The 25,645-nt window shown below is 61.8% G+C and carries 15 protein-coding genes; 5 read left to right on the top strand and 10 right to left on the bottom strand.

Going from position 1 to position 25,645, the window contains the following annotated elements; translation table 11 throughout:
- Nucleotides 1-352 precede the first annotated feature (352 nt).
- The 3 genes from J2X56_RS02910 to J2X56_RS02900 are packed head-to-tail and all read left to right on the top strand — an operon-like array spanning nucleotide 353 to nucleotide 8,131.
- Nucleotides 353-5,155, top strand: coding sequence for a hypothetical protein (locus J2X56_RS02910; RefSeq protein WP_310158115.1), 4,803 nt, complete (start codon nucleotides 353-355; stop codon nucleotides 5,153-5,155).
- Nucleotides 5,118-5,756, top strand: a complete 639-nt coding sequence (locus J2X56_RS02905) for a CesT family type III secretion system chaperone (RefSeq protein ID WP_310158113.1) — start codon at nucleotides 5,118-5,120, stop codon at nucleotides 5,754-5,756. The genes J2X56_RS02910 and J2X56_RS02905 overlap by 38 nt, the downstream gene beginning before the upstream one ends.
- Before the next feature lie 38 nt (nucleotides 5,757-5,794).
- Entirely contained in the window at nucleotides 5,795-8,131 is a 2,337-nt protein-coding gene (locus J2X56_RS02900) for an FAD-dependent oxidoreductase (RefSeq protein WP_310158110.1), read from the top strand.
- 86 nt (nucleotides 8,132-8,217) lie between these two features.
- On the opposite strand, the gene J2X56_RS02895 is transcribed toward J2X56_RS02900, so the two are convergent.
- The 6 genes from J2X56_RS02895 to J2X56_RS02870 all read right to left on the bottom strand — a co-directional run bounded on the left by J2X56_RS02895 (nucleotide 8,218) and on the right by J2X56_RS02870 (nucleotide 15,205).
- Nucleotides 8,218-8,919 carry an ATP-binding cassette domain-containing protein gene (locus tag J2X56_RS02895; RefSeq protein ID WP_310158108.1) on the bottom strand — a complete coding sequence of 234 codons (702 nt, stop codon included), beginning with the start codon at nucleotides 8,917-8,919 and terminating at the stop codon, nucleotides 8,218-8,220.
- Nucleotides 8,916-10,616 (bottom strand): ABC transporter permease subunit, encoded by a 1,701-nt coding sequence (locus J2X56_RS02890; RefSeq protein WP_310158106.1) that lies wholly within the window; start codon nucleotides 10,614-10,616, stop codon nucleotides 8,916-8,918. The genes J2X56_RS02895 and J2X56_RS02890 overlap by 4 nt, the downstream gene beginning before the upstream one ends.
- A gap of 49 nt (nucleotides 10,617-10,665) precedes the next feature.
- Nucleotides 10,666-11,532 carry an ABC transporter permease subunit gene (locus J2X56_RS02885; protein ID WP_310158104.1) on the bottom strand — a complete coding sequence of 289 codons (867 nt, stop codon included), beginning with the start codon at nucleotides 11,530-11,532 and terminating at the stop codon, nucleotides 10,666-10,668.
- A gap of 5 nt (nucleotides 11,533-11,537) precedes the next feature.
- On the bottom strand, nucleotides 11,538-12,725 hold the full coding sequence (locus J2X56_RS02880) for a substrate-binding domain-containing protein (RefSeq protein ID WP_209568844.1): 1,188 nt from the start codon (nucleotides 12,723-12,725) through the stop codon (nucleotides 11,538-11,540).
- A 69-nt stretch (nucleotides 12,726-12,794) separates the two neighbouring features.
- Complete coding sequence (gene iaaH / locus J2X56_RS02875) at nucleotides 12,795-14,201, bottom strand: indoleacetamide hydrolase (protein ID WP_310158101.1); 1,407 nt, start codon at nucleotides 14,199-14,201, stop codon at nucleotides 12,795-12,797.
- Nucleotides 14,202-14,314: 113 nt separating this feature from the next.
- Entirely contained in the window at nucleotides 14,315-15,205 is an 891-nt protein-coding gene (locus J2X56_RS02870) for a transporter (protein ID WP_209568847.1), read from the bottom strand.
- A 558-nt stretch (nucleotides 15,206-15,763) separates the two neighbouring features.
- On the opposite strand from J2X56_RS02870, the gene J2X56_RS02865 reads away from it, so the two are divergent.
- Both J2X56_RS02865 and J2X56_RS02860 read left to right on the top strand, forming a co-directional pair.
- Nucleotides 15,764-16,684, top strand: a complete 921-nt coding sequence (locus tag J2X56_RS02865) for a response regulator transcription factor (protein ID WP_209570739.1) — start codon at nucleotides 15,764-15,766, stop codon at nucleotides 16,682-16,684.
- A gap of 332 nt (nucleotides 16,685-17,016) precedes the next feature.
- Complete coding sequence (locus J2X56_RS02860; protein WP_310158097.1) at nucleotides 17,017-18,621, top strand: methyl-accepting chemotaxis protein; 1,605 nt, start codon at nucleotides 17,017-17,019, stop codon at nucleotides 18,619-18,621.
- Nucleotides 18,622-18,640: 19 nt separating this feature from the next.
- On the opposite strand, the gene J2X56_RS02855 is transcribed toward J2X56_RS02860, so the two are convergent.
- From J2X56_RS02855 to J2X56_RS02840, 4 genes are all read right to left on the bottom strand, one after another.
- Entirely contained in the window at nucleotides 18,641-21,028 is a 2,388-nt protein-coding gene (locus J2X56_RS02855; protein WP_310158095.1) for a hypothetical protein, read from the bottom strand.
- Nucleotides 21,029-21,052: 24 nt separating this feature from the next.
- A complete protein-coding gene (locus J2X56_RS02850; protein WP_310158093.1) occupies nucleotides 21,053-23,263 on the bottom strand; it encodes a hypothetical protein in 2,211 nt (736 codons plus the stop codon).
- 33 nt (nucleotides 23,264-23,296) lie between these two features.
- On the bottom strand, nucleotides 23,297-23,752 hold the full coding sequence (locus tag J2X56_RS02845) for a CesT family type III secretion system chaperone (protein WP_209568857.1): 456 nt from the start codon (nucleotides 23,750-23,752) through the stop codon (nucleotides 23,297-23,299).
- Between the two features lie 497 nt (nucleotides 23,753-24,249).
- Nucleotides 24,250-25,344 carry a type IV pilus twitching motility protein PilT gene (locus J2X56_RS02840; RefSeq protein WP_209568859.1) on the bottom strand — a complete coding sequence of 365 codons (1,095 nt, stop codon included), beginning with the start codon at nucleotides 25,342-25,344 and terminating at the stop codon, nucleotides 24,250-24,252.
- Nucleotides 25,345-25,645 lie beyond the last annotated feature (301 nt).

Raw genomic sequence — 25,645 nt, 5'->3', positions numbered from 1 at the left:
TAATATTGCGGTAACAAAAATGCGGTATTGGGGACGTTTACTTCGCTTGTCGCTACGGGGATATTTCTCCTTATGCACCGTTAAAGTGCTGCATAGGGCCAATTTAGGGCGGTCAACGCAAAACTGCCTGCCCCGCATCCCTGCCGTCGGGGAATTGCAAGGCGCGCCAAAAAGGAACCTTTTTGCACAAGTGGTACGGTCCAATTAGTGGTTAACTGCGCTCTGAGAATATGACATTTCGATGACGTTGGAACGATGTGACGGTTCGTGCCACCCAGCAGCAGACCCAAGGTCATTGCCGCGTCGCGCGACGCCGGCAGGACCTCCTTCAGCCCTCTTCTCTTGCACCAACATGGCCCATATTTCTTCTTCACGCCCAGCGTTCGGCGACATCGCCGAGCCGAGCGGGGCGTCATCTGCAACATCAACGACCGTCGCTCACACTGAGGCGGCGTCGCCTCCGCAATCGGCGGATTCCGTTCGTCTGCCATCCGGTCGCAGCCTGGAACGCCGACCCGTACAGCTGCAAGGACGCATCGAGCAGCAGCAAATACCGGTTCTGCACCCGCATATTGACGCCCCGGCCGACGTCCATATCGAGATCGCGCCCGATGCCACGTTGCTGTCGGCGCTGCGCACACCAGTAGCGGCCCCCTCGCCTGCGCTGGCACAGCTGCACCAAGACATGCGGCAGAGCGGCGTAAGCCGTGCCGAATTCGACGAGATCGTCGTGGCCCTCAATGGGCGGCACGTGGAATCGGCCTCGGCCGGGATCAGGCTGGCCTCGCTCAATGATCATGTCGGCATCGCCAGTTTTCCGTTCGCCTTCCGTACCAGCACGGTCGCCACGCACCTGCTGGTGGTCAAGGACAGCGTGCCGGGGCCGCAGGGCCCGGACGAGCTTTACTTCATCAAGGGTTACGCCAACCGGCTGGTCAGCGCGCGCGCGCTGGTGGGGTTTGACGCACGGCGCGAGGAACTCATGGCGGCAGAACTCAGCGGCACGGGCGGTCCGCAAGTGACCATGGAAACCTACTTCTGTACCTATTTGCTGGAGTGTTCGCGGCGCTCGGTCCTGTTCGCGCGCCGCAGCGTGGACGAGAGCAATACCGTAGTCATGCCGGTGCCGCCCAATGCCACCCAGTTCCCCCGCCAGTTTTCATGGGCCAATGCCGAGAACTACATGGCCGAGGGATTTGGCGATCCGCCACCATCGAGCCGCGCCGACGGCCGGAGCAGTGATTTCCGCTTGGGCTACTGCGATCTCAATGGTCCGGAGAACCGGGCCATCATCTTCCTCACCGACCAGAAGTACCACGATACCCCGCGTCCGATCCAGAGCCGCTCCTATGGCGAGTATCCGGCCAGTCTGAACATCAGCGGCGGCGCCATCGCCCAGGTGACCGGCTTCGATGAACGCGGGGTGGAGATCATCGCGCCCAGCAATGCGCCGGGCGTGAAGAATGCGACCATGCGCCAGCTCATCGAATCCTTCATGGACGAGCGGCCACGTAACCGCACCCTCATCGTACGCACTGAAGACCAGTACAGACACCGCTTCGAATACACGCAGCAGGGCCTGCAAATGACCCTGCTCGATCCGCATGGTGATGCGGTCAAGGCGCTATCGCCCTTGCCAGGTGCGGATGTCTCGACCTATGGGTGGCGCGGCGACAATACCGGACCCTATGGCAGCATCGCCGGCTATGCCGATCCCCGGATCATCGTTTCCACCGGCGAGGAAATCCCCGCCGCTCCCTTCCTCAAGGATCGCCATTCGCTCAAGGGCATTGCCACGGCGGCCTCGCATGTGCTGACCGACATCATCCTCAACGACCTCAATCCCATGGTCGCGGGCACTACCGCCAATGGCATCATCCGCACCAGCCTGCGCGCACTGATCACCGGGACCACGGTCTATGGCATGACGGCGCTGATGAACAGCCTGCGCGACGAAAAGACGCATACCTTGTTTTCCGGTGCCCGCGCCTTCACCGGTTCGGGCGCGGGTGTCGTCGACGAGAAGACCATTGCCAGCGCCATCGCAGTGACCGTGCTGGCACAGGATGTGGTGACTGTGGCCTACAGTTTTGCGTACAAGAATTTCGTCAAGGACACGGCCAAGAGCCGGGAACACATTCCGGGGCAGATTTTCAATGAAGCGCTGCTGCCTTTCCTGGGCGAGCTGGGGCGGCTGCTGCTCAATTACGGCATCCAGTCCCGCATGGGACTGCCGCGCGGCAATCAGAACGATATCTACAGCCTCTTCGGCGTGGCCACGGTGCTCACCGGCATCGAATTCCTGCGCGGCCGCTCGGGCGACCCGCAGAACCATCTGTTGCTCAGCGCAACCTACAAGGCCATGGACTTTTTCGCGGCTGACCTGGTGTTCCGTTCGCTGGGCGCGGTCTACGGTGCCCCGCCGCCTGCGGCCAGCGCCAGCGGTGCTGCCGCCGGGCACGGCGACATGGGCCGCAATTATCTGGAAGCGTTCGTCACGCGTCTCGGTGTACGTGGCGTCGACAAGGCCTTGCTGCCGATACTCTCTATCGTGTTTGCCGGTGCCGGTCTGGCCGGCCGTTCCGCGCGCGTCGGCGAAGACCAACTGGCGCGGGAGAACAGTCCCAACAATCTGCTGGCACGGGTGCGCGATCTGCTCAACGTCTTTTCTGTGGAAACCGAGCGCATGCTTGAGCAAGGACGTGATCGTCTGGAAGATGTGGAAGCCTTGCGACGAACCTCGGTCATGCTCAAGGATGGCGTGGAGAACATGCGGCGGGCGATCAACCATCTCAACCTGGAGGCACCACGCACGGCACGCACAGAGCTTGAACAGGTGCAGGCAGCGGCCCGTTTCCACGAGATGTCGCCGGCACGGCAACAGCAACATCTGGAGGATGTGCAGCGTTATTACGAAGAGATGATCGCCGCCTCCGACCTGCTCTCCGGGCGCGCGCACCCGCCCGATATCGAGCAGGCCGGTCCCTCGCAGCTCCCTGATCTGGAACTGGCTGCCTCCAACAGCATTGCCAGTTTGCCGGTGCGCATCCGCAAGGCCACGGAACAGTTGATGAAAAGTTTTCCGGCGACCTATGCGGTCAACTCGGCCATGGCCTATCCGACCGCAGTGTCGCCCGACTTCATCAGTGCACCGCTGCCGCACACGGCCAGCCCGTCGGCACCCTTCGCCCGCACCGAACGCATTCCGCGCGAACAGACCACCTTTACCGATGCCCAGGTACCTTACGTCAAGGAATTGCAGCAGACGCTGGGCAATGCACCGGGCATGCCGCAGACCGTGGAGCACAGCAATCCGCTCTACCAGCGTCTGAGCAATCGCATGATCGAGGAAGGACGGGAAGCGATCCATGCCTATACGCTGGAGTCGCAGCTGTTCCACTACCTGCTGCGTTGGGCGCAGACCGGGCAGGCGCGCTATCTGCGGCTGGCGCCGGGCGTGTGGTTCAAGACGGCGGCCATGAACCAGCGTGGCAATCTCACCGGAGAGCGTGATCGCATGGTCACGCCTTTATCGGTCCTGATGGTCAATCTGATGTCCCTGCACGCCAAGACCGTCCCGCACAACGTCTACCGGGCCGTGGTGACCGATGCCTACTACGTGGAGCAGTCGCGCCAGGCGCAGGCGCGCGAACGCTATGGCGCGGATGCCGTCTTCATCGGCGAGGGGGCCCTGCTGGCCATGACCGAATTCATGTCGGTCACCAGCTCCGGGCACATGGCGGCGACCTTCCTGCAGGGATTGGGCTATGGCGCGGCCCCGCTGGATCGCAGCCAGAAGATGGTGATACAGCAGGAGACCGCCGTGACGGTCATCCCCTTGGCCGAGCACATGCAGGTGGAGAGCCTGCTCATGGCCGGTTCGGTCGCGGTGCTGGATCGCATCGATCATGATCCCCCAGCCGAGCGCGCGCGGCGCGGGGGGGCGGACGGCCCGGACGACGCAGAAGAATTCAATCTCGGTCAGGTGCTCTACATCCGCCAGCTCGACACCTTCCAGGCCGAGGTGCGCTATCACCGTTATCTGGAAGCGTTGGAACAGGCCCGGCAAGATGGTCAGCCGCTACAGCTGGAGCTGGAAGACGGTGCCATCTGCTGCCATCCGGAGACGGCGCAGATGTATCGCTACGATGCGCAACGCCAGGAGATGATCTTTACCGGCGGTACGCTCAACAATTTTCACGGCGCGCCGCTGGAGCCTCGCGAAGATGAACCGGCGCGCTGGCGCCATCCCTACCATTCGGCGCTCAGTCCGGCGCAGATCCGCGTGGGCATACTGGGCGCCATCCTTACCGGCCATCCGATCACGCCGTTTCTCAACGACGCCGTGCGCAACGTATCGCATGAGAAGTTCCGGGAAAAAGGGGGCTACTACGACGTCAATCATCCGAATCACCGCTACAAGCAGCGCGACGACGAGCGGCGCCAGGCCATGAAGGAGCGGGTGCGTGCCAATGTGTTGCCGGAGATTCTCGATTGGACACCCGCAACGCGCTTCCCCCTGCCCGCCCCCGGCCAGCCGTTCCTGCCCGGTCGGCCCTTTCCGGGCGAAATGCTGGCACGTACGCTGTCGACCGCCCTGCACCGTCCGCTGATGGTCATGGAAGTGGATGAAGCCGGCCAGCTGCTGCTGGAACAACAGGAAGTGCGCGACGACAACCACGCCCTGCGCCTGCAGAATGTGCCAGCGATACGACGGCATTTCCTCAAGACCCACGACCTGTTCGACCTCACCTATTCCCCCGAGGTCGCCCCGATGTTGGGCGTCGGGCCGCGCGGCTACTATCTGGTCACACTGCATGAGGCCAGCTATCGGGCAGTTCCGGTACGTATTGCCGGTGATAGCCTGCAGGCCGGCAATCTCATCCATGCTTTCCTGGCGGCCGCGTATCCCAACCCCGACCAGCGCCGCTATCAGGTACGTGATGGTGCTCTGGTCAGTGCTACCGACACGACGCGCGGCTGGCGCAGACTGGTGCCGGGACGCCCCGACTACGTGGCCAATTCGGCCCGCGATGTACTCGCCTGTCTCAAGAATTTTGCGCGCAGCGACTACGATCCCATCGATCAGTGGCTCGACCGAACCCATGCCGAACTGCATGGTGAGCGAACGCAGCCAGCCGCGACGGCGCGCTGATCAGGCGGCGCATGAGATGGAACCGGCGCTGCCCGGATGCCACTTATCGATGCGGGAAAAGAACCGGGGCGTCGTCTTATGGGCGCCCTCCTTTCTTCCGCCTTTTAACGATGCCTCTTTCACGATCATGTCCCACTCCCCTTATTCCCGGCTCATCGCGCAGTTCTGCGGTCTGACCCTGTTCGAACAGCCTGAAACCCTGCTCAAGGGCCAGGCTTTTCAGGTAGAGGGAATCGATTTCTCCCTGATCCACAGCGAACAGATCAATCCGGCGCGCATGACCATCTGCTGCGATCTGGGTGAACTCGGCCAGACGCAGGCTCCGGATTTCTGCCAGAAACTGCTGAAGATGAACCTGTCGCTGCACACCACCGAGAAGCCGATCTTTGCACTCTCGCCGGACACCGGGCACCTGGTCCGTCTGCAAGCCGAGACGGTGGCCGAGTTGACCCCGGGATCGCTGCTGCAAAAGTTAAAAGTCCTCGCACACGAAGCGCGGCAATGGCGCATCGATCCGCTCCTGCTCAGCCAGGAGCGGCGCGCGCCACCGCCCAGCAAGGGTGCATCCAGTTTTGCTTCACTCATGGTGCGCAACCGCTGAGGGCGGTGCCGCCCCATGACTTACCAAGGAATTCAATCATGCACAACGTCACAGAAACTTCCCGGACGGGCTTCGATGCTACGGCATCCACTTCCTCCGGCCGCGAAGTTGCTCCATCCACTTCTGCCGCCAGTCTCACGGCCGCTACCTTGTCCCTTCTGGAGAGCGGCCCCAGCCGCACCAACGGCAAACGCGATCTGCCATTCATCAATACCACCCGGGTGGGCGAGTGGCCGGCGGTCCGTCCGCAATCCCTGGCCGCACCGATGCTCCACAACCTGGAACTGCTGCGCAATATGCCCAAGGGTGAACAGCGCTTGCAGGCACAGCGCGAGATCTATCAGCACTGGCATGTCATGAGCGACGCCGAAAAGGTCGAGTTGCTCAAGCATGTCAGCGTGCAATACCTGAAGGGCGATATCAGCCCCAACCCTACCTTGGAGAACAAGGAGTTATGGCTGGCCAATCAGTATTACCATCTCGCCGCTGAAGGCGTCCCCGGTGGCATGCTCGATCACCTCAAGAGTACCCTGCCGCCTGCGCGACTGGCTGCGCTGATCGCGGTACGCCGCCAGGGCCCGTCGGTCAGCGTGTTGCATTCGCTGCTCAGCGAGATGAGCTCGCCTCAGCGCAACAAGCTACTGATGCATCTGGATGATGGCGAACGCAGTGCGATCACTGAAATCCTGGAGAAGAAGCCGGACATCAGCTTCATCGACACCGGTTACAGTTACAAGAAATACCTGAAGTTCAATGACGGCATCGCCGTCTTGCCGCCCGAGGCGATGAACAAGAAGGTGGCCATCGTGGGCAGTGGTGCAGCCGGCACCGTCGCCGCACGTGAGCTGCTCAAGATCGGCCTGACCCCCGTCATCATAGAAGCCGACAAGCGCATCGGTGGTCGCCTGGAATCCCGTCCCTATCATGACGGCGAGACAGAATCGAAAGCCTTCTCGGAAATGGGCGCCATGCGCTTTCCGCCCACCGGGGAGACCTGGTTCCACTATCTCAAGCAGTTCGGTGTGAAGACCGATCCGAATTTCCCCAATCCGGGCAAGGTCGACACCAAGCTGTTCTATCGCAATCAGGTCATCGACTGGCCGGGGGGCAATGCCACACCGTCGGACCCGGTGTTGCAGAAGGTGGGCCGCGACTTCACCGAATTTGCGACCGCGTTGATGATGCCGCTGGAAGAGGCGCGTGCCGTCCATGATACGGAAAAAATGGAGGCAATCTGGCAGGGCTATATCACCAAGTACAAGGACATGAGCTTCCAGGCCGCCGTGCTGGATGGACTCAAGGAACAAAAAGGCTGGGGCAAGACGGAAATGGATGCCTTCGGTGCGCTGGGGATCGGGACCGGTGGTTTCGGCCCGCTGTACCAGGTCAATTTCCTGGAGATTCTGCGCGTCATGCTCAACAAGCTGGAAGATCGTCAGAACCTGCTGCCCGACGGCACCAGCGCAGCGCTGCGACAGTTCTATTCGGAACCGGTGACGCGTCCTGACGGCAGCAAGGTCAGCCTCGACGACAGCGCCGACATTCGTCTGCAGACCAAGGTGACGAGTGTGCAGATGGACAATGGCCGTCCGAGTCTGACCGCCGTCCGCCAAAACGGCGAGGCGGCCGAAGAGAGTACCGAAACCTTCGACGCCGTGATCGTCACGGCGACTCCCCCCGCCTTGCAGCGCATGGGATTGACCGTGACCTCCGGAACAGGTACGGACCCGCTCAGCGATACCGTCAAGAGTGCGCTGATGGATCTGCACATGATGGATTCTTCCAAGCTGTTCATCCGCACCCCGACCAAGTTCTGGCTGGATGAGCAGGGAAACCCCCGCAAGGATATTCCGCAGACCATCCAGACCGACCAGTCGCCGCACGGCATCTATTGCCTGGATTATCCGGGTATGAAGGAAGGCGTGGTACTGGTCAGCTACACCTGGGGTGACAAATCCACCAAGCTCATGGCCATGACGCCGGAAGAGCGGCTGAGCGAATTCAAGAAGGTGATCGAACAGGTCAGTCCCGAGTTCGCCCGCAACCTGGTGCCGGTCAATGACGAGATCCATGCCATCGACTGGCAGGGTACGCCTAACCAGTATGGTGCCTTCAAGCTCAATACCCCCGGTCAGGAGGCCAGCCAGCAAGAGGCCTACTACCAGTACCTGAGCGTCAACAAAGACCATCCCGATACCGATACCGGGGTCTACATCGCCGGCGACTCGATCTCTCACAACGGCGGCTGGGTCGAAGGCGCGGTCACGACTGCGATCAATGCGGCCGTGGCCACCGCCGTCCACCTGGGCGGCACGGTACCGGAAAATTCGCCGCTGAGCCTGGACAAGAACAAGTACGACTACGGCGCGGCCTGATCGCTTCACACTAGACCTTCAGTGCGACACTGCGTGAAGCGCATTCACGCAGTGTCACGATCCTCGTCTGCGCCCGGCATTGCGGCTCACACCGCCAGATAGGACTCGATGCGTTCGCGCGAAAATTGCGCCAGCGGGCCGCTGGCAACGAACTCCCCATGATCCATGATCAGCAGGTGATCGCATACCGACAGCAGGAAGTCGATATTCTGTTCCGCCAGCAGAAACGCCTTGCCCCGCGCCTTGGCCTGTTGGATGACCTGGGCCATGAGCGCGATATTTTCGGGAGTCACTCCTTCGCTGGGCTCATCCAGCAAGCTCAAGGCGCCCTCTTCACTCATGATGCGGACAAAGGACAAGAGTTTCTTTTCGCCGCCGCTCATCACTCCGGCCTTCTGAGGCAGCCGGGACTGCAGCCGCGGAAACAGCAGAAAGCTGTTGGCAAAGATCGCCAGGTCGCGGTTGGCCTGACCCAGCGTCAGATTGTCCGCCACCGAAAGCTCGTCGAAGACCACCCGTTCCTGAGGCGCATAGCTCATGCCCATTGCCCGATAGGCATAGGCGGGCTGCCCTTCCAGCGCCTGACCTGACCAGGACACGCTGCCGGAAAAGGGGCGGATGATCCCGGCCAGTGCACGCAAGAGCGTGCTCTTGCCGACGCCATTGCGCCCGATCACGCCCAGCGCCTGCCCGGCGCTCACCTTAGCGCTCACGCGATGCAGGACGGGCGTATCCGCATAACCGGCCACCAGATTATCGAATGTCAGCAGCGGGACGGGTAGCGTCATTTTCTTCCTCCCAGATAGACCTTGCGTACCTCTGGCGATGCCTTGATCTCCGCCAGTGCGCCCTGTGCCAGCAACTGGCCTTGATGCAGCACGAAGACATGGCCGCCGATGGCCTCCAGCGCACTCATGTCGTGTTCGATCAGCAGCGCGCTGGCACCGAGATGGTCGACACTCCAGCGTACGACCTCCATGAGTTGCTGGGTCTCCGCCGGCGACAGCCCGGCGCAGGGTTCATCGAGCAGCATCAGTCGCGGTTCCATGAGCGCCACCATGGCGAACTCCAGCATCTGGCGCGCCCCTTGCGAGAGGCTGCCCGCTGCCAGCTCGGGCCGCTGTTGCAACAGCGGCAGCCTTGCCAGCAGGTGCTGACCGAACGCCGAGTGCCACCCCAGTGGTGCGCTGCGCAGATGATCGCGCGGCGACAGACGGTTGGCCCAGAGCGCAATGAGCAGGTTGTGTCTGACGCTGAGTCGAGGGAATACCGAGGGAATCTGGAACTTTCGTCCGATGCGCAACTGCGCGACCCGCCATGCGGGAGAGCGGGTGATCGATTGACCGTCGAACCAGATGTTTCCCCGGTCGGCGCTCAGGCGTCCGCTCATGGCGTTGAACATGGAGGTCTTGCCTGCCCCGTTGGGACCGATCACGCAACAGATACCGCGCGTTCGGCTCTCCAGCGCCAGCCCGTCAAGAATGCGTACCGCCCCGCGACGCACGTGCACATCCTGCAGTTGCAGATGAGGGACGGCATCGCCGCCGCTGGGCGCACCTGACGACAGCGCCGGTGCTTGCAGTTCCGTGAGCGAGGTGGACGGTCGCACCCAGCGCGCCGGCCAGCGCAGCCAAGGCGCCACCGCGCCTGAGAGTCCCTGCGGAAACCACAGCACCGCGGCGATGAAGATGAGCGCCATGAGCGCTTCCCAGAAGGGATAGCGATCCCGCAAGCTGGCCGAGACCAGACCGATGATCACCGTGGCCGCCAATGCCCCCACCGGACTGCGGCGACCACCGATGGCCGCCCAGATCACGAATTGCGTGGACATGCCGATGCCAATGGCACTGGGTGTCACAATGCCCTGGTGGGGAGCGTACAGCAGGCCGGCCAGTCCGGAGGCCGCCGCGCCGATGGCAAAGGCAATCGCCTTGAGCCTGCCGGTATCGAAACCGAAGAATTGCAGACGCTCCTCGTTCTGCTCCAGGGCGCTCCACAAGATGCCGAGCGGTGAACGCAGCAGCCGGCAGAAAATCCAGGTACTGCCGATGGATACCACGGCGATGACGTAGTAGAGCGTGGCGTATCGATCGGTTCCGGGAAGATCGGGAATGTCGACCATGCCATTGAAGCCGCCCGTCAGGCCGCTGAAACGATTGGCCAGCAGGCTGGCCAGCATGGCCAGCGCCAGCGTGATGAGCGAGAAGAACGGGCCATTGTCCACCTTGCGCCCAAAGACTGCACGGGCCAGCAGATAGGCGATGGCCGCCGGCAACAGCAGGCACAGCGGCAGCAGCGCCAGCATCACCGGCTGCTGCATGGCGGCCCGCAACAGGGTTCCTGAGAGGTAGGCACCCAGCCCGAAGAACACGGCCTGCCCCAGACACAGGAAACCGACATTGCCCCAGCACAGCGCCACGCCTTGCGTGACGATGCCCAGCAACAGGTAGAGCGCGATTTGATAGGCATCGAAATCCCCCACCATGGCAGGCACCAGCAAGAGCGCAGCGCTGATCAGGACAAGGGCAAGGCGGTTAGCGGCGCGCGATGAGACCATTGGGACGAATCCAGAGAAAGAGTATCGACACGATCAGCACCGCGGCATAGCCAGCCGTCTGATCCAGCAGGTTGGCCGTGAGGCTCTGGGTGGCACCGATGATCCCGGTACCGGCCAGCAGGCCTGCCGCGCTGCCGAAACCGCCGACGATGAGCACGAAGAACGCGTTGAGCAGATAGTCCAGCCCCATGTAGGGCTCGACCCGTACCAGCGGTGCCAGCATGACGCCGCACAGGCCGGCCAGCGTCACGCCCGTCACGAAGCTCAGGCTCGCCAGCCGCGTGGTATTGACACCGACCGCCCTGGCCAGGACCGGATTGCCGGTCATGGCGCGGATACGCGCACCAACCTGACTGCGGCCAAACCAGATTCCCAGCGCCAGCAAGCCCAGGAACACGCACGCCATCAGTTCGAGCCGATAGAGCGGATAGGCCAGCGTCCCCAGTTGCAGCGGCTGCGCGGCTGCCAGCATCACGTTCTGGTATCCGGCACCGAAGGCTGCCTTGATCAGCTCACGCATCACGATCGACAGTCCCCAGGTCGCCAACAAGGTATCGAAGGGACGGCTGTAGAGCGTGCGGATCAGGTAGCGTTCCACCGCCCATCCGACCGTGGCGCAGACCACGATGGCCAAGGGCAAGGCCATCAGGGTCGGCAGTCCGCGTTGCTGTATGAAGACCACGCAGTAGGCTCCCAGCATGACGAACTCGCCATGGGCCATGTTCATCACCCCCAGCAATCCGAACACGATACCCAGTCCGATGGCTGTCAGCGCCAGGATGGAGAGCACGTAGAGCAGGTCCAGCCCCATCGTCGCCAGCGCGCTTGCATGCATCGCAGTCATGGTGCTCAGACTTTGCAGCTCTGGCCGGCACCCACGGCGGGGAAGGTCTTGGCGATCTCAAAGCCGCTCGGTGAGGCACGCGCGACGAGGATATCCTCCACCACATGTCGCTGATGCATTTCCACCCGACCGCGCGGACCGTCGTAATGGGCCCCTTCGCTTGCGACATTGAAGGCAGGAACCGTAATCTTGCCCGCGCGTCGGGCCAGCTCCTCGAACATCAGGAATCCCTCGTAGCAGGATTCGGCCAGGCTGTTGAGTTGCGCATCCGGACCCTTGAATCGAGCCTGGTAGCGCGCCGCGAACGCTTTGGCCGGTGCGGTCTGCAGGGCGGCAAAGTAACCGGCGGAGGAATACAGATTCTCGGCATTCTGCACACCGATACCGGCCAGCGTGTTTTCTTCGATCAGTGTCCCCAGACGGGTGATGCCGGCGGCCAGACCGAGGCCGGCGAAGGCGCGATTGAAACTCACCGAGGCCCCGCCCACCAGGGTGATGAGCACCGCGTCGGCGCCACTGGCCCGGATCTTGGCCAGGCTGGCATCGAAGTTGTCGACCGAGAACGGTACATATTCCTCACCGACCACGCTGCCACCGCTGCTGGCGATATGGGTGCGCGCAATCGCATTGGTCTCGCGTGGCCAGCTGTAGTCGTTGCCGATCAGGTACCAGCGCTTGAGTTTGCGTTGCTCGCTGAGCCAGGGGATCACCGGTGCCAGCTGCTGGGCCGGTGTTTCGCCGGTGACGTAGACGCCGAGAGAGCACTCCCCGCCTTCGTAGGAAGCGGTGTAGAAATACGGCACCTGGCCCCGCAGCATGGTGGTCAGTGCACCACGGACGGCACTGTCGTGCATGCCGACGAATGCACGTACGCCGGCCCCCTTCCATAATTTGAGGGCAGTCTGCGTGGCGGCTTCCGGCCCGGCACCGGCATCGCCGAAGAGCACCTCGATCTTTTGTCCGAGAATGCCGCCACGGGCGTTGATGTCATCCTGGGCGAGCAGGCAGCAATTCTTGCTGGATGGGCCGAACAATCCGGCCGGACCGCTTGCAGGAATCATGGCACCGACCTTGAGTGTGTCGGCCGCGTGGGCGTTGCGGGCGGTCAGCGCGCCAGCCAGACCCAGTACGCTGCTGCTGGCCATGCCGGTGACGCCGAGTAAGGTGCGGCCGAGAAAAGTACGACGTTGCATGATGCGTTTCTCCGGAAAAATGACAGGATAGAAGAACAATGAAAAACAGAACCTGCAAGCGGCATCGGCCTAGCGAGGCTGCCGCGGCGGTGGCGGTACCGTGCCGAGGATCGCCTCCACGCAGGCCGCCACCTCCAGCAGGCGGCGGTCCCAACCGGCGGGGCCATCCAGTTCCAGACCCACGGGCAGGCCATGCTCCGACAAGCCCAGCGGGATGCTGATGCCGGGTAGCCCGGCAATGCTGGCACCGTCGACATTGCGGGCAAACGCACCGAATGTGGGTATGCGTTCGCCGTTGAGATCGACGTTGGCGTCCTCGCCGATGGGACGGGCCGTGAGCGCGGTCGTGGGGAAGATCAAGGCATCGAGACGATTGCTGCGGAAGCAATCGTCGTAAAGTGCCTGGATCATCGCGCGCTCCCTGAGCGCCTGACGGTAAGCCTGTTCCGGTACGGGCTGATCCATGGCGGCATGGATGATGCCAGCCACGTCGGGGCTGCCGACCTGTTTCAATATGTCCAGCAAGGCTTGCTTGGCGTCCGACGCATGCAGATAAGCGGGCAGATCAACCAGAAACTCATACAACACAATGGCGAAGCCGGCGGCACCATTGAGTGTCTGCAGCGTCGGCAGTTCGACATCGACCAGCTCCACGCCCGCCTTGGCCAAGCGTGCCAGCGCACCCTCGGCGGCGGCTTCTACCTCTTGCTCCAGGCCGACCCAGGAAGGATTGCGCAATACCCCCAGCCGCAATTGCCCGGGCGAGATCGCGGTCAGAGGCTGCAGCTCGGGGCTGCCCGCCATGATCTGGTCCAGCAGGGCTACATCGGCCACGCTGCGCGCCATCGGGCCTGCAGTGTCGCGTGTATGAGAGATCGGCACGATGCCCTGCTGCGAATACCTTCCCGAACTCGGCCGCAGACCCACCACGCCACACAGTGCCGCCGGGATGCGGACCGACCCGCCAGTGTCCGTGCCCACCGCGGCCGGGGCCAGTCGCGCCGCCAGCAGGGCTGCGGAGCCGCCACTGCTGCCACCGGCAATCAGATCACGGTCATACGGATTGCGGCACGGCCCGAACACGCCGTTGTTGCTGGTGATGCCGAAGGCCAGTTCATGCAGGTTGGCCTTGCCTGCATACAGCGCGCCAGCAGCAAACAGGTGCGCTGCCACCGGAGCGTGATGTTGCGCCACGTGCTGTCGCAAAGCCGCCGTGCCGCCCGTGGTGGCGATACCGGCGACGTCGATATTGTCCTTGATGGCGATCGGCATGCCGGCCAGCGCACCATGCACGGCACCCTTGTCGAACGCACGCGCCTGCGCCCGCAGCAACTCGGAGTCGCGGTGCAGGTAGCAATTCAGATGTGCCTGTGCTTCGGTCTCGGCGATGAGAGCATTGACATATTCCGTACAGGAGAAACGGCGATCGGCAAGCCCTTTTCTCGCTTCGATCAGGGTCAGTTCCAGCAGATCCATGAATTCATCCATTTACTAGTGAAGAGACCGGCCACGCCTGCACGCAGCCCCACAAGCGCGACGGCCGGTCTCAAGGTGATGCGAGCCGCAGCCGCGCCAATCAAAAACTTGAATCAGAACTTGAATACGCTCTTGAACCACAGGCTCTTGCCCTGTACCCGGTTCTCCACCATGGTCTCGGTGAGGTACTTGAGTTCGAAGGACGCGAAACTGGACTGATAGAACAGCCCGGGGCCGATTGCCAGTACCCGCCCCTTGTTGCCGTCGCTACCCACCTTCACGCCGTTCTGTTCGTCGTTGGTGATCTGCTGGAAGTAATAGCCCTGCAAACCTGCCTTGAAGCTGGGGGTAAAGGCATAACCGAGGTTGTAGTCGGCCTCGAAGTACTGACCGGATTTGTAGTTGGTGGCGTTGTTGCGGGTGTTGAAGCTATAGGTGAAGCGGCTGGAAATATCGATGCCGTTGGCCGGCGCATAGGTCCAGCCAAACTGGGGGCGAAGGGTGGTGTAGTTCGAACCGATGTTGGCCAGCCGGTCCTTGTTGTACAAGCCGGTCGGTGCGACCAGGGCCATCAGGCCATACCAGTGCCAGTCACCCTGATGCCACGCCACCAGCGAACCCACTTCCAGATCGCCCAGGCCGGTTCGGCTATCTGTGCGGCCTACAGCCTGGACGGTCTGGTCTACCAGCGGCAGCGCACTGTAGAAGCCCAGCAGGCCGCCATAGACGTCGGTGTTGGTCATGTGGACGATCTTGAGGGCAGCCACATTGGCCTTGACGCTGAACCCCGGCACGGAGGAATTGCCGTTGCCGTCGTTGAAGCGGTCTCCACTGTAGTGGTTCAGAAACGCCAGGCCGTAGGTGCCCGGCGGCGGCAGCGCGCCTGCCATGAAGCCGTCAGCCCCGTTGGGTGTATTGCCGCCCCCGCCTTCCACGGCCAGCACGGCTGGAGACGCCAGCACCACGCCCGAGCAGAACAAGCCTTTCCACAGAATATTGCGCATCACGTCACTCCCTTTTTTTCGTCAATTGGTTGGTGGCAACCTGCCGCCATCGCTTCCCGCACGCCCGCCGCACAGGCGAGCCAGCCGCAAGGTATCGGCCTGAGATCGCATCTCACTCAGAGAAACAGCTCATCGGTTGATTTGGAGAATAGGTCAGTGCCGCGTCCGCGCCTATCCACAAGAATGAGGATGCGTTGATGAGCCGGAAGAGAGACTGCGCAAACGTCGACGCCTGTGCGTCGCCCATCGCGTGCAGCCCGCCATCGGCCCGAAATGCAGGCGAGATCAGCGCTTGCGGCCGGCGCGCAACATCGGCAGCATTGCGTCGTGACGGCAAAATCGGTAGCATGGTCGCGCTGCGAATCTGGCTCGCGAGCGTGGCTCGTGAGACCGCAGGCGCCGGAACCGGCAATCAAAACGATTTAAATAATTTATAAAGTATGGAGACCGCGCGGCGACAGGATTGACTCCCTGTCACTGCGTACCCTGCAGTCCCTTGTTCTTCGATGATGTGATCGCGCGCCGGCTGGAAGGCAGGCGTGGAATGCATCTTGCTTGATGGCAGGTCGCTTGCCTGCGTGCTACCTGTGGCGAAGATATCTGCATCCGAATGCAGCATCCACGGGTGCATGGCGGCACGATCAGGTGCGGGCGCGATGCTTTTTGGTGCGTGATCCGGGACGAGCAAGGGACGACGGATGTGTGTTGAGGAGGGCGCGACGCGTGTACATTTCGGCCGATAAATTGCGGTTGCTTGAGCACATCATGTGGGGGCTCAATGGCTGCCGCTCCAACCATGAAGTTCGGGAATTCCTTTCCCTGCCGCTGCTCCGGCTGCTGGAAGCGGATTACTTCGCGTCCTACACCTGGGATGACGACCGGCAGTGTTTCAGTGACCGGGTGTCGGTCAATATGGATCCGGCCAATCTGGCCAACTACGAGCACTACTATCAGTATCGTGATCCCATCACCCACAAGCTTCAGCGCCTGAGCGTACCGACCCTGGTCACGCAGGTGATGCCGATGGAGCATCTGCAACGCACCGAATTCTTCAATGACTTCCTGGCGCGGGACGGCTTGTGCTTCGGCATCAACATGTTTGCCTACGATGGCACCCGCAATATCGGTGACATCCGCATCTGGCGCGGCGCGCGGAAAGAAAACTTCAGTCCGGCGGCGCTGCAGTTGCTGGCATTGATCCAGCCATCGTTCACCCACGCCCTGCAGCGGACCAAACCGCGTGCGGCAGCCTTGGCAGCGGCTGAAGTCGACCCCGCCGTCGTATCCCGGCTGTCCGAGCGCGAACGCGACCTGGCCCGCTACATCTGCTGCGGGCTTTCCGACAAGGCGATCGCACGTGAATTGCACATCGAATTCTCGACGGTACGCACCCATATTTCCAAGATCTTCAAGAAGCTCAACGTCAGCAACCGGACGCAGCTAGTCAAGTGCCTGATCGAAGAACGCCAGACAAGCTGACAAATACCTGACACGCGGATGCCCGTGCGGGCGGCTGCCTGCGAATCCGTGTTTGCGTGTCGCCATCCCCTGCTTTGCAGGGAGGCGCCGCCGCGCCTTTCATCGCTCGCCAACGCTCTGCATCACCCTGCCCGCTTTTGCCCCGATTTCATTCTCTTTTTTGCTCTGAAGCGCGACGCCGACGTTCATGAATGGCGGGCGCAGTCGCGCAATGTGGCAGCGCTGCGTGCCATACATTGAATTTTTTATGTCTCACTCATCAATACGGTGTTACCATCCGCGATACTCTACTTTTTTGATACGGCGTAAGGTTTTCTTGAAAAGGGGCGGTCATGTTCACTCATCTGAAGATAGCCAGGCGACTTGGCCTGGGTCTTGGGCTGGTTCTGGTGTTGTCCTGTATGACCACCGGGGTCGCGTTGTGGAATCTGCAGACACTGAGCGACGCCTCCTCGGCCATGATGAAGAAACCCTTGATGAAGGAGCGGCTCAGCAGCGACTGGTATCGGGCCATCGAATCCGGGATCATGCGCACCACCGCCATCGCCAAAAGCAGCGATACCTCACTGACGGCTTTTCTCGCTACCGAAGGGCCCAAGAAATCGGGGGATCTGCAAGAACATATCGGCAGCCTGCTCGACACCGATGAAGAACGCGCGCTGTTTGAGAAGATCGGTGTGCAGCGCAAGCGCTATCTGGCCGCGCGGGATCGGGTCAATCAGTTGAAGGCGGCCGGCCAGGCCGAGCTGGCGCTCAAGACACTGGAAAATGAATACGTGCTGGTGGCCAAAGAATTCCAGCAGCTCATGCAAGCCTTTCTCAATGTCCAGCGCCAGCAGATCGATCGCACCAATCTCGATATTGAACAGACGGCAAAGCAGAGCCGTCGGCTGCTGTTGATTCTGGAGGGGCTTGCCATCGTGCTGGCGGCCATCGTGGTGCACCTGCTGGCGCGCTCCATCATCGGCCCGCTGACCGAGGCGGTCGGTGTCGCGGACCGGGTCGCCCGCGGCGATCTGACGGCCAACCTTCAAGTGGACGCGCGGGACGAGGTTGGCCAGTTGATGCAATCGCTACGTTCGATGACGCTCAATCTGCGCGAGCTCATCAGCAAGCTGCGCATCAGCATCCACGGCATTGCCATCGCCTCGGCCGAAATTGCCACCGGCAGCCAGGACCTCTCGGTACGGACCGAGCAGCAGGCGTCCTCGGTGGAAGAGACCGCAGCCGCCATGGAACAGATCGCCACCACCGTCAAACGCAACGCCGAGCACGCCCGGCGTGCCGACCAGACCACCGCCATCGCTTCCAGTGCGGCCTCGGCCGGTGGTGACGCGGTAGCGCGGATGATACGGACCATGGAAACCATCAATGCTTCATCCCAGAAGATCTCCAGCATCATCGGTGTGATCGATGGCATCGCCTTCCAGACCAATATCCTGGCACTCAATGCGGCAGTCGAGGCCGCCCGTGCCGGTGAACAGGGGCGTGGCTTCGCCGTGGTGGCCACGGAAGTGCGCAGCCTGGCGCAGCGTTCGGCGGCCGCGGCCAGGGAGATCAAGGAATTGATTACCGATTCGGTGCTCAAGGTCAACGCAGGCACCGCGCTGGTACAGGAAGCCGGCAAGACCATCCACGGCATCGTCGTGAGCGTGGAGAGCGTCGCCGCCATCATTGGCGATATCAGTTCCTCCGGCCAGGATCAGGCAAGTGGCATCGCCGAAGTCAGCGACGCCATCAACCTGATCGACGACGTGACGCAGAAGAATGCGGCCCTGGTGGAACAAGCCATGGCAGCAGCGACCGCCATGAAGGATGAGGCCCGCAGTCTGGCGGACCTCATCAGCATCTTCAAGCTTGAGGGGAGTCCCGAGACCCCGGTACTGGAGGACGCGTCCGGCAAGCTGGTCAAGCGCTCCCTGGCGCTGCAGTATTGAGCGTTCAGGCCAGGCTGGACTACCCTGCCTGCGGCCGCTCAAGCAGTGAACGGATGGCGGGATAGTCGTACAGTTCGTCTCGCATCGCCGAGATCGTGTCGGCGCGTACGCCCGGCGGCGGCAGTTTGGGCAAGCCCACTCTCGCCAGTGCGTCCAGTGCGCGGCGCAACATGCGGCGCGACTGCGCCACCTCGGCTTGCGGCCACCCGCGCGCCCGTGCCATGTTGTACAAACCGACCGGTCCGCTGGTGAGGCCATGTCCTACGGCGCGCCCCAAGAGCCTCAGTTCGTCGCGACGGGTATAGGTAAAGCGCCGGTAAGCCAGGGTGCCGCGCAGGTCCACGCTGCGCGTGGAGGTTTGCAGGGACCAGCGCGGATCATCCAGCGGCGGGTTGTCGAGGGCCGAGGGCGGTGGCCCGGAAAGGATGCGCTTGTTGTCGGCTTTGGTCACCCGCACCTCGCCGGTCGCAGCCGTGAAGGCGGCTCCCCCGGTGATCCCCACCGTGACCGCCCCGGCCAGCGGAGCAGGTTGCAGCTGGTGGCTATCGCCAGGGACATGCAGGCTGTCGATGTTGGTGAGGGTGTCGATGATCGGCATGCTGGTGGCGGTCGAGATTCCCCCTTGGAAAGCCTGCACGTAGCGCTGGATGATCTGGGCGGACTCGCCCGGCTTACGCAGGCGTGCGCGGCGATTGCGCTTTTCGAGGTAGGACAGATCGTCCAGGCAACGGCCGATCAGACCGTCTGCGGGGAGCCGGTGCCAGTGCTCCATGTCGAACGATTCGAAGTCGTCGATCTCGCGGGTGGCGATGGCGATTTCCTCGGCCAGTTCGGCGCTGCGTCGCTGCAGCACCGCCAGCGGTCGTTGCCGGCTGCCGCCTGCGGCAATCTCGCGTTCAAGCTCCAGTTGTTCCTTGACCAGCGTGGCGAACGCATCTTCGTACACCTCTCGGATAGCCGCCACGCGGATCTCCGGCTGGGTGATGAAAGATTGGCGCAAAGCGGCTTCATTCACGTCCGCTGCAGTGAGTTCCGAGAAGTGTCGCTTTGCGGCATGCGGCAGCAGGAAATCTCCCCATTTCACATTGGCGCGCAGGTTGTAACGGTGACGGTTGCGCTGCTCATCCAGATAACCGGCCGCCCATTGCAAGGGAATGGTCGCGCCAAGGATGGCCGGACCGGCAATCTGGCCGGCCACCGGCACGGTGGCCGTGATCACTGCGCCGCTCACGCCGATGCCGTTGACGGCCATGCCCCAGGCCTTGCTGTAGGTCTGGGTGCGATTGAGACCGATGCGCCGCCGGTAGGTACGGTCGATCAGCTCGTGCAAGTCCATGAAGGCCGCGACCAGGCCGGCCAGTGCAGCGGATTGATCGTCACCATCGACCACTCGCTCGAACTGCGTGATCGCCTGTTCCAGCGCCTGGCGACGGGCGGCGGCCCTGTGCAGGATCTGCCCCATGTCCGGGCTCTTGTCGATCTCCGGCCTGACCACCGGCTGTCCGCCGGCGCGCTTGAACGATTCCTTGATATCGGTGTACGTGCGCAACCGACCCGTGACGAACGGATTGATCAGGTTGGGCGGGAGTTCATGGGCCAGTATCTTGAACACCTCCGCCAGCACCTTGAGCGCTTCACCGCTGCACGGCAACTCCGATACACCCAGGCTGATCAGTGCGGCGGCAGTACTGACCACACGCCCGGCAACACTGTGCAGTCCCTCATAACGTCCGGCAGCCCTGATGCCACGCAGATAGTTGGCGACATCGATATTGAGCGCCTCCATCATGTGCGCGGTGGCCACGTCAGTGAGCAGCGTACGGGAATAATTTTCGGGATGGCAGCGCAGTTCGGCGAGCAGATCGTCAATCGGCTGGTGATACAGCCGCTGCAGTGTCTGGCGGTCTTGGTCGGACTTTGGCAGGCGTGGCAGGAATTTTGCAAGATTTCTCTTGGGAAAATAGATTTCGGCGGCTCGCCGCAATTTGATCGCAGCCACCGCATGGTCCAGGTCCAACCGACGATCGATGGCATGTTGGTATTGCAGCAGCAGCTCACCGCGCCGCGCAAGCTGCAGCAGCGCCGGGGAGACCGTCGTATCGCCGTCGGCAGGCGGTGCCTGGCTGTCGATGAGGCTGACGTGATCGAGCTCGCTGTCGGCGATCTCCTCGGACGGTGGCGCGGCGCGTCCTTGCGGCAAGGGTGCCGAAGCGGTTCTGCGCACCTGCGCCAGCAAGACCGCGGCTGCGCGGCGGTCGGAGATGATGCGTTGCGAGTGGCCACGCTCATCTTCGTCGTCGGCCGCCAGCCGGGGCTGAACGGTGCCGTCAGACGGAGCAATTGCACCGGCCAGCGGCGGCAATTCAGAAAGCGTAGGCAAGTGAAAAGAGGTGGAAGCGGTTTTCATAGAACGTATCAAAGACTTTGCGGATCAGCCGTTACCCGCGGCGAATTTGTTTGCGCTGTCGATGCGCTGCTGCAATTGCGCCTGCGTATGTCGGGCGCTGCGCGCGCTGTATTCGATCATCGTCCGCTTCACGACAGCCGTGGGCAAAGCGAACATGGAACGGCCAATCGCCTTCAATGCGCGGACAGTGAGACCCGGCTGGAAACCGACACGAGGCGTTTCGCCGCGCTTGGCATCGTCGCGCATCTCGCTGCGCTGGGTGATCTTGTCGTTGACCAGTGCACCGCTGGAGAAGGCACCGGCCACGCCGATCAGGGACATGACCGAGGCGATGGCATAGCGGCCACCGTTGCTGATCACCGGTGCGGCTGCGGCCGCCACTGTGGGGGTGGCCGCCAGTGCGGGAGCCAGGCTGTTGAGCGGAGACGGGGCCTGGGCCAGCATATGTACGGCCCGGCGATGCGCCTCGGTGGACTCCGCCTGGATCATGCGTATCAAGGCCGAGACCACCAGTGGCATGTTGCTGCCGGCGAACACCATCTGGAACTGGGCACCCACCCGCTGCGCCACCTGCGGAATGAAGTCCGAGGGCAGACGCATGCGCACCCATGCCGTACGCAGGGCGGTCTCCCAGTCGTGCTTGCCGTCGACGCTGCGCAAGAGGATCGCGCGATTCTCCGGCGAGACATCCAGCCAGCGGTCTGCCTGGACATGCTCCTTGTCCGCCTTCACCTGTGCCAGTTCTTCACCCAGGGCCGCATAGCGCTGCCGCGCACCTTCCATACTGTCGAGCTTGCGCTCATGGACGGCCAGCGCCCTGACCTCGCCTGCCTCGGGGTCCGCGCTGGTGGCAGCCAGGGTGCGCCACTCATGCGGATTCATGCCGAGCATGTCGGCCATCTGCTGCTCCAGATACTGGATCTGCAGAGACAGGTACTCCTTGAATTGACCCAAGGCGACCGCCTCGCCGCGGGTCCATTGGCGCGGAACATCGCTGAGGTCAAGGTGTTCCGTCGAGAGTTCTTCCACGCTCAGTCGGCCCTGCTCCAGTTGCGTCTGCTGCTCGGGCCGGATCAAGCGGGTTGAACGCAAGGTGGCCAGCAGGGTATCGCTTTGCTTGGCCAACTGTCCCTTGGGCCCGGCCCAGAATTGTTGCAGGCCCATGGTCAATACGGCCGTGCCGATCTGAATATAGGCCGACAGGTGCGAATTGCCCGTGGCCGTACCGCTGATCTGCCCGGCCAGCGTGCCCGCCACGCGCAGCACACGATTCCATGCGAGGTAATACTGGCTGACGTAGTTGAGTTCGGTGACGTCCTTGCGCACCTGGAATTCTTTCTGCAACTGCGTGTGCCGCTGCATCAGGCCAATCGCCTCCTCACCGTGCCGCTGCATTTGCTCGATCCGCGCATTCCACGCCGGCGAACCTTTCTCCAACGCGGCCAGTGCCTCGCTATGTGCTTCCATGTGCTTGGAACACAACTCCATCTGGCGCGTGACGTTGATGAGCTGCTGCCGGGTCTCGGGATAGAGGGGCGCCCGCATTTCCTTCGAGCGTGCCGGCTGCCCCTTGGCGCGCATCAGCTCCTGGCGCGCCACCATGGGAATCTGAATGGCCGCATTGATCATCGGCGTAATCAGTGAAAAGCCCAGCTGCATGCACAGGTTGACCAGCGCATAGTGGACCGGATGATTTCTGAGTTCGTCGCGCGGGACCGAAGCGGTGTAAATGGACGGCAGCACCGAAAGAAAATTGCCCAACTGGCTGCTCATTGCGTACACCGTACCCGAACCGATCCAGCCTCCCTTGAAGACGCCACCCGCCACTGCCTTGAATTCCTCCGGCGTGATGTGCTGCATCTGCAGATAGAGTTCCTGAGCGCGGGTCCAGTCCTGCTGTGCTTGCGGTCTGGCCAGCTGCGTTTGCTGTTCCCTTACGAATGCAAGTGCCTGCTCGGGATTGACCGGTCGATTCTTGACCTGCAGGTAGTTGTCCAGGATCTGCCGCAGTTCGATATCACCGGCGCGCGCGGTGTCGGCTGCCGAAGCCAGTGGCAGGACATCCAGTTCCTGCACTGCCGGCGCCTGTTGCTGAACGATTTCCCGCAAGCTGGCCGGGGGCGGTGTCAGGCTGATGCTGATGGACGGCACCGGCCCGGCAGGGGGTGATGTCGATCCTGTTTCGCGAGTCGGCGACAGGGGGCCGGCCTCGGTAATTCCCGTTGTGATGTGCATGATATGTTCCGAAATCGGGGCTGGTGCGCTGGCTTAAGCCGCGCTGAAGAGCCGGTGTTGAGTCTTGGATCTGGTGCGCGTGGCACTTTCCAGGAAGTGGTTCTGCTGCCATTGCCTTGCTTCGGCGGCATAGTGGACGAAGGCATTGACCAGTTTGCGGGCATCGATCTGCGCCAGTTCGGCGCGTCCCATCAGCATGGCGTGGCCGGTCTCAAAGTTGACCGAGAAAGTCGGCGTGCCCACGCCGAACATCAGCAGATTGCATTCCAGCAGGCGCTGCAGGATATCGGCGCGGTCGGCGTTGTCGGGGATGGGGCCGAAGTCGCAAAAGTAGGCGAGGCTGCCCTCCTCCATGGCCGCACCATCCATCAGGGTGAAGTTGATGCCATCGATTTCCAGGTGGGCATGCCCGGCCACTCCCTCCGGTGGCTGGATGTTGGCAAGCCGGGAGATATCGGCCACCAGTGTGCCAAAGTCAGTTTCTTTCATTGAGGTCTTTCGAAGTTGACCACGGACTTGGTCCGCTGTTGTTCTAGAACCCATTTCATCAATAGGCATCTCACGCCTATTGATGAAATGGGTTCTATGCATGTCACACAGATGTCAGCTTCGTCCGTTAACAATGTCGATAGCGAGCGACTCCGTGCACAGTCATGGGTCACCATTGCCGTGATCACAGTTCCACTCATCACGGCATGTTCATCGCGATCTGCCGGGTTAGATCACCGGGTGACAGGGGCGTAGCGCGGCCGATGGTCTCGCGTGAGCGCCATGGGTGCCATGAGAGAAATAGAAAAAAGAGCTGCCCGATAGAACCTGCTTCCGGGGAACTTGGTATAAACCGGCAGTTTCAGAGAGTAAGACAGGAGAAAGCCCGGTGACGCGTTGCGCGTACTTCGTGCGTGCAAATGCTACGGCATTGCGCCGCCGTTGTGCTGCCGGCAGGATGCGGACGAGGGCGCGCCCCCGTCCGTCATGGTCGGCCTTCAGCGCTTGCTGGTCAGCATCTCGTGCAGTTCGATGCGGTTATAGGCAATGCGCAAGGCATCGCGCGGATTGATCCGCTTCTTGGCGATCAACTGGATCAGGACATCGTTGAGCGTGCGGGACATATTATCTTCCTTGCGCTTCATGAAGTCGCCGATGAGCGGCAGCTTTTCCGGATCCGTGATGAAGGGCGCGATCTGCTGGTTGTTGTTGAACACCATCTCGCTGGCCATCACGTGTTGTTCGCCATCCTCGGAAGGCAGCAGGCTCTGGAAGATGACGCCGATCAGCGAATCCGCCAGCGACGCCGCCCGCTGAGTGCGTTGATCGGGCGGAAAGAAACTGAGAAGTTTGGTAATGGCGCGCACCGCACTGCTGGTATGCAGTGTGGCCAGCACGAGGTGCCCTGACTCACCGGCATGCAGGACCGTGTCGGCGGTCTCGAAGTCGCGAATTTCTCCGACCATCAATACGTCGGGTTTTTGACGCAGGGCTTCGCGCAGACCGCTGGAAAAACTCGCGGTATCGGTGGGCACCTCTTTTTGAGAGATGATGGATTGCTTGCGTTGAAGTTCGTATTCGATGGGCTCTTCGATCGTGACGATATGCGCGTGACGGGTGGCGTTGATGTACTCCAGCATGGAGGCCATGGTGGTTGTCTTGCCCGCCCCGGTTGGTCCGGTGATGAGGATGAGGCCCTTGGTGACATCCAGGATGGTCTTGATGTAAGGCGGCAATCCGGTGCTTTCCAGTGCCATCGGCTCAAGCGGGAAGCGGCGGATCGAAATCGCCACCCGTGTGCCACGTGCCATGCGGAACACATTGCAGCGCAGACGCCAGCGATCAAGAATGAACGGAGAATCGATTGCCTTGTCGATGATCTTGTCTTCCCAATCCTCGTCGATTGCGTTGAGCAGAGGTTGCATCTCTTCGAGCGTCACCGGAGAGTCGCCGCAAGACTGCCAGCCACGGGGCGTCTTCAGCATCAGCGGCTCGTCCTGCTCGATATGGATATCGGAGAACGTCTTTTGGTTATTGAGCAGCAGGAGAAGTTCTTGCCGCATATCTCGCGCAAAGGAGGAATTGTTTGCCATTCGGTCACCTGGATGATCATGAATTATTGAGCAACCGGAGAAACACTATTGCCTTGCCTGTCCAGTTTTGGCATTGAACCACCAGGGAGGAAACCATTGCAGAGCCCCAGGGATCGGATGAAATTGCTCTATATTAATAATTAAAGTATACCTTCCGTTGAATGACGAGATGTTCAAGAATTCTCAACGTTTTGACAACCGAAATCTGGAATATCCATCGACGTAGAGATGGCATAACACAGCTTGAATCGCGAAATGAAAATAGCATGCTATCTACGTAACCCGTCTGTATATGTCCAAG

Source organism: Herbaspirillum sp. 1173 (assembly GCF_031455335.1).
GTDB lineage: Bacteria > Pseudomonadota > Gammaproteobacteria > Burkholderiales > Burkholderiaceae_D > Herbaspirillum > Herbaspirillum huttiense.
Note: the sequence above shows the minus strand (reverse complement) of the source record. Positions and strands in the feature narration are given on the sequence as shown.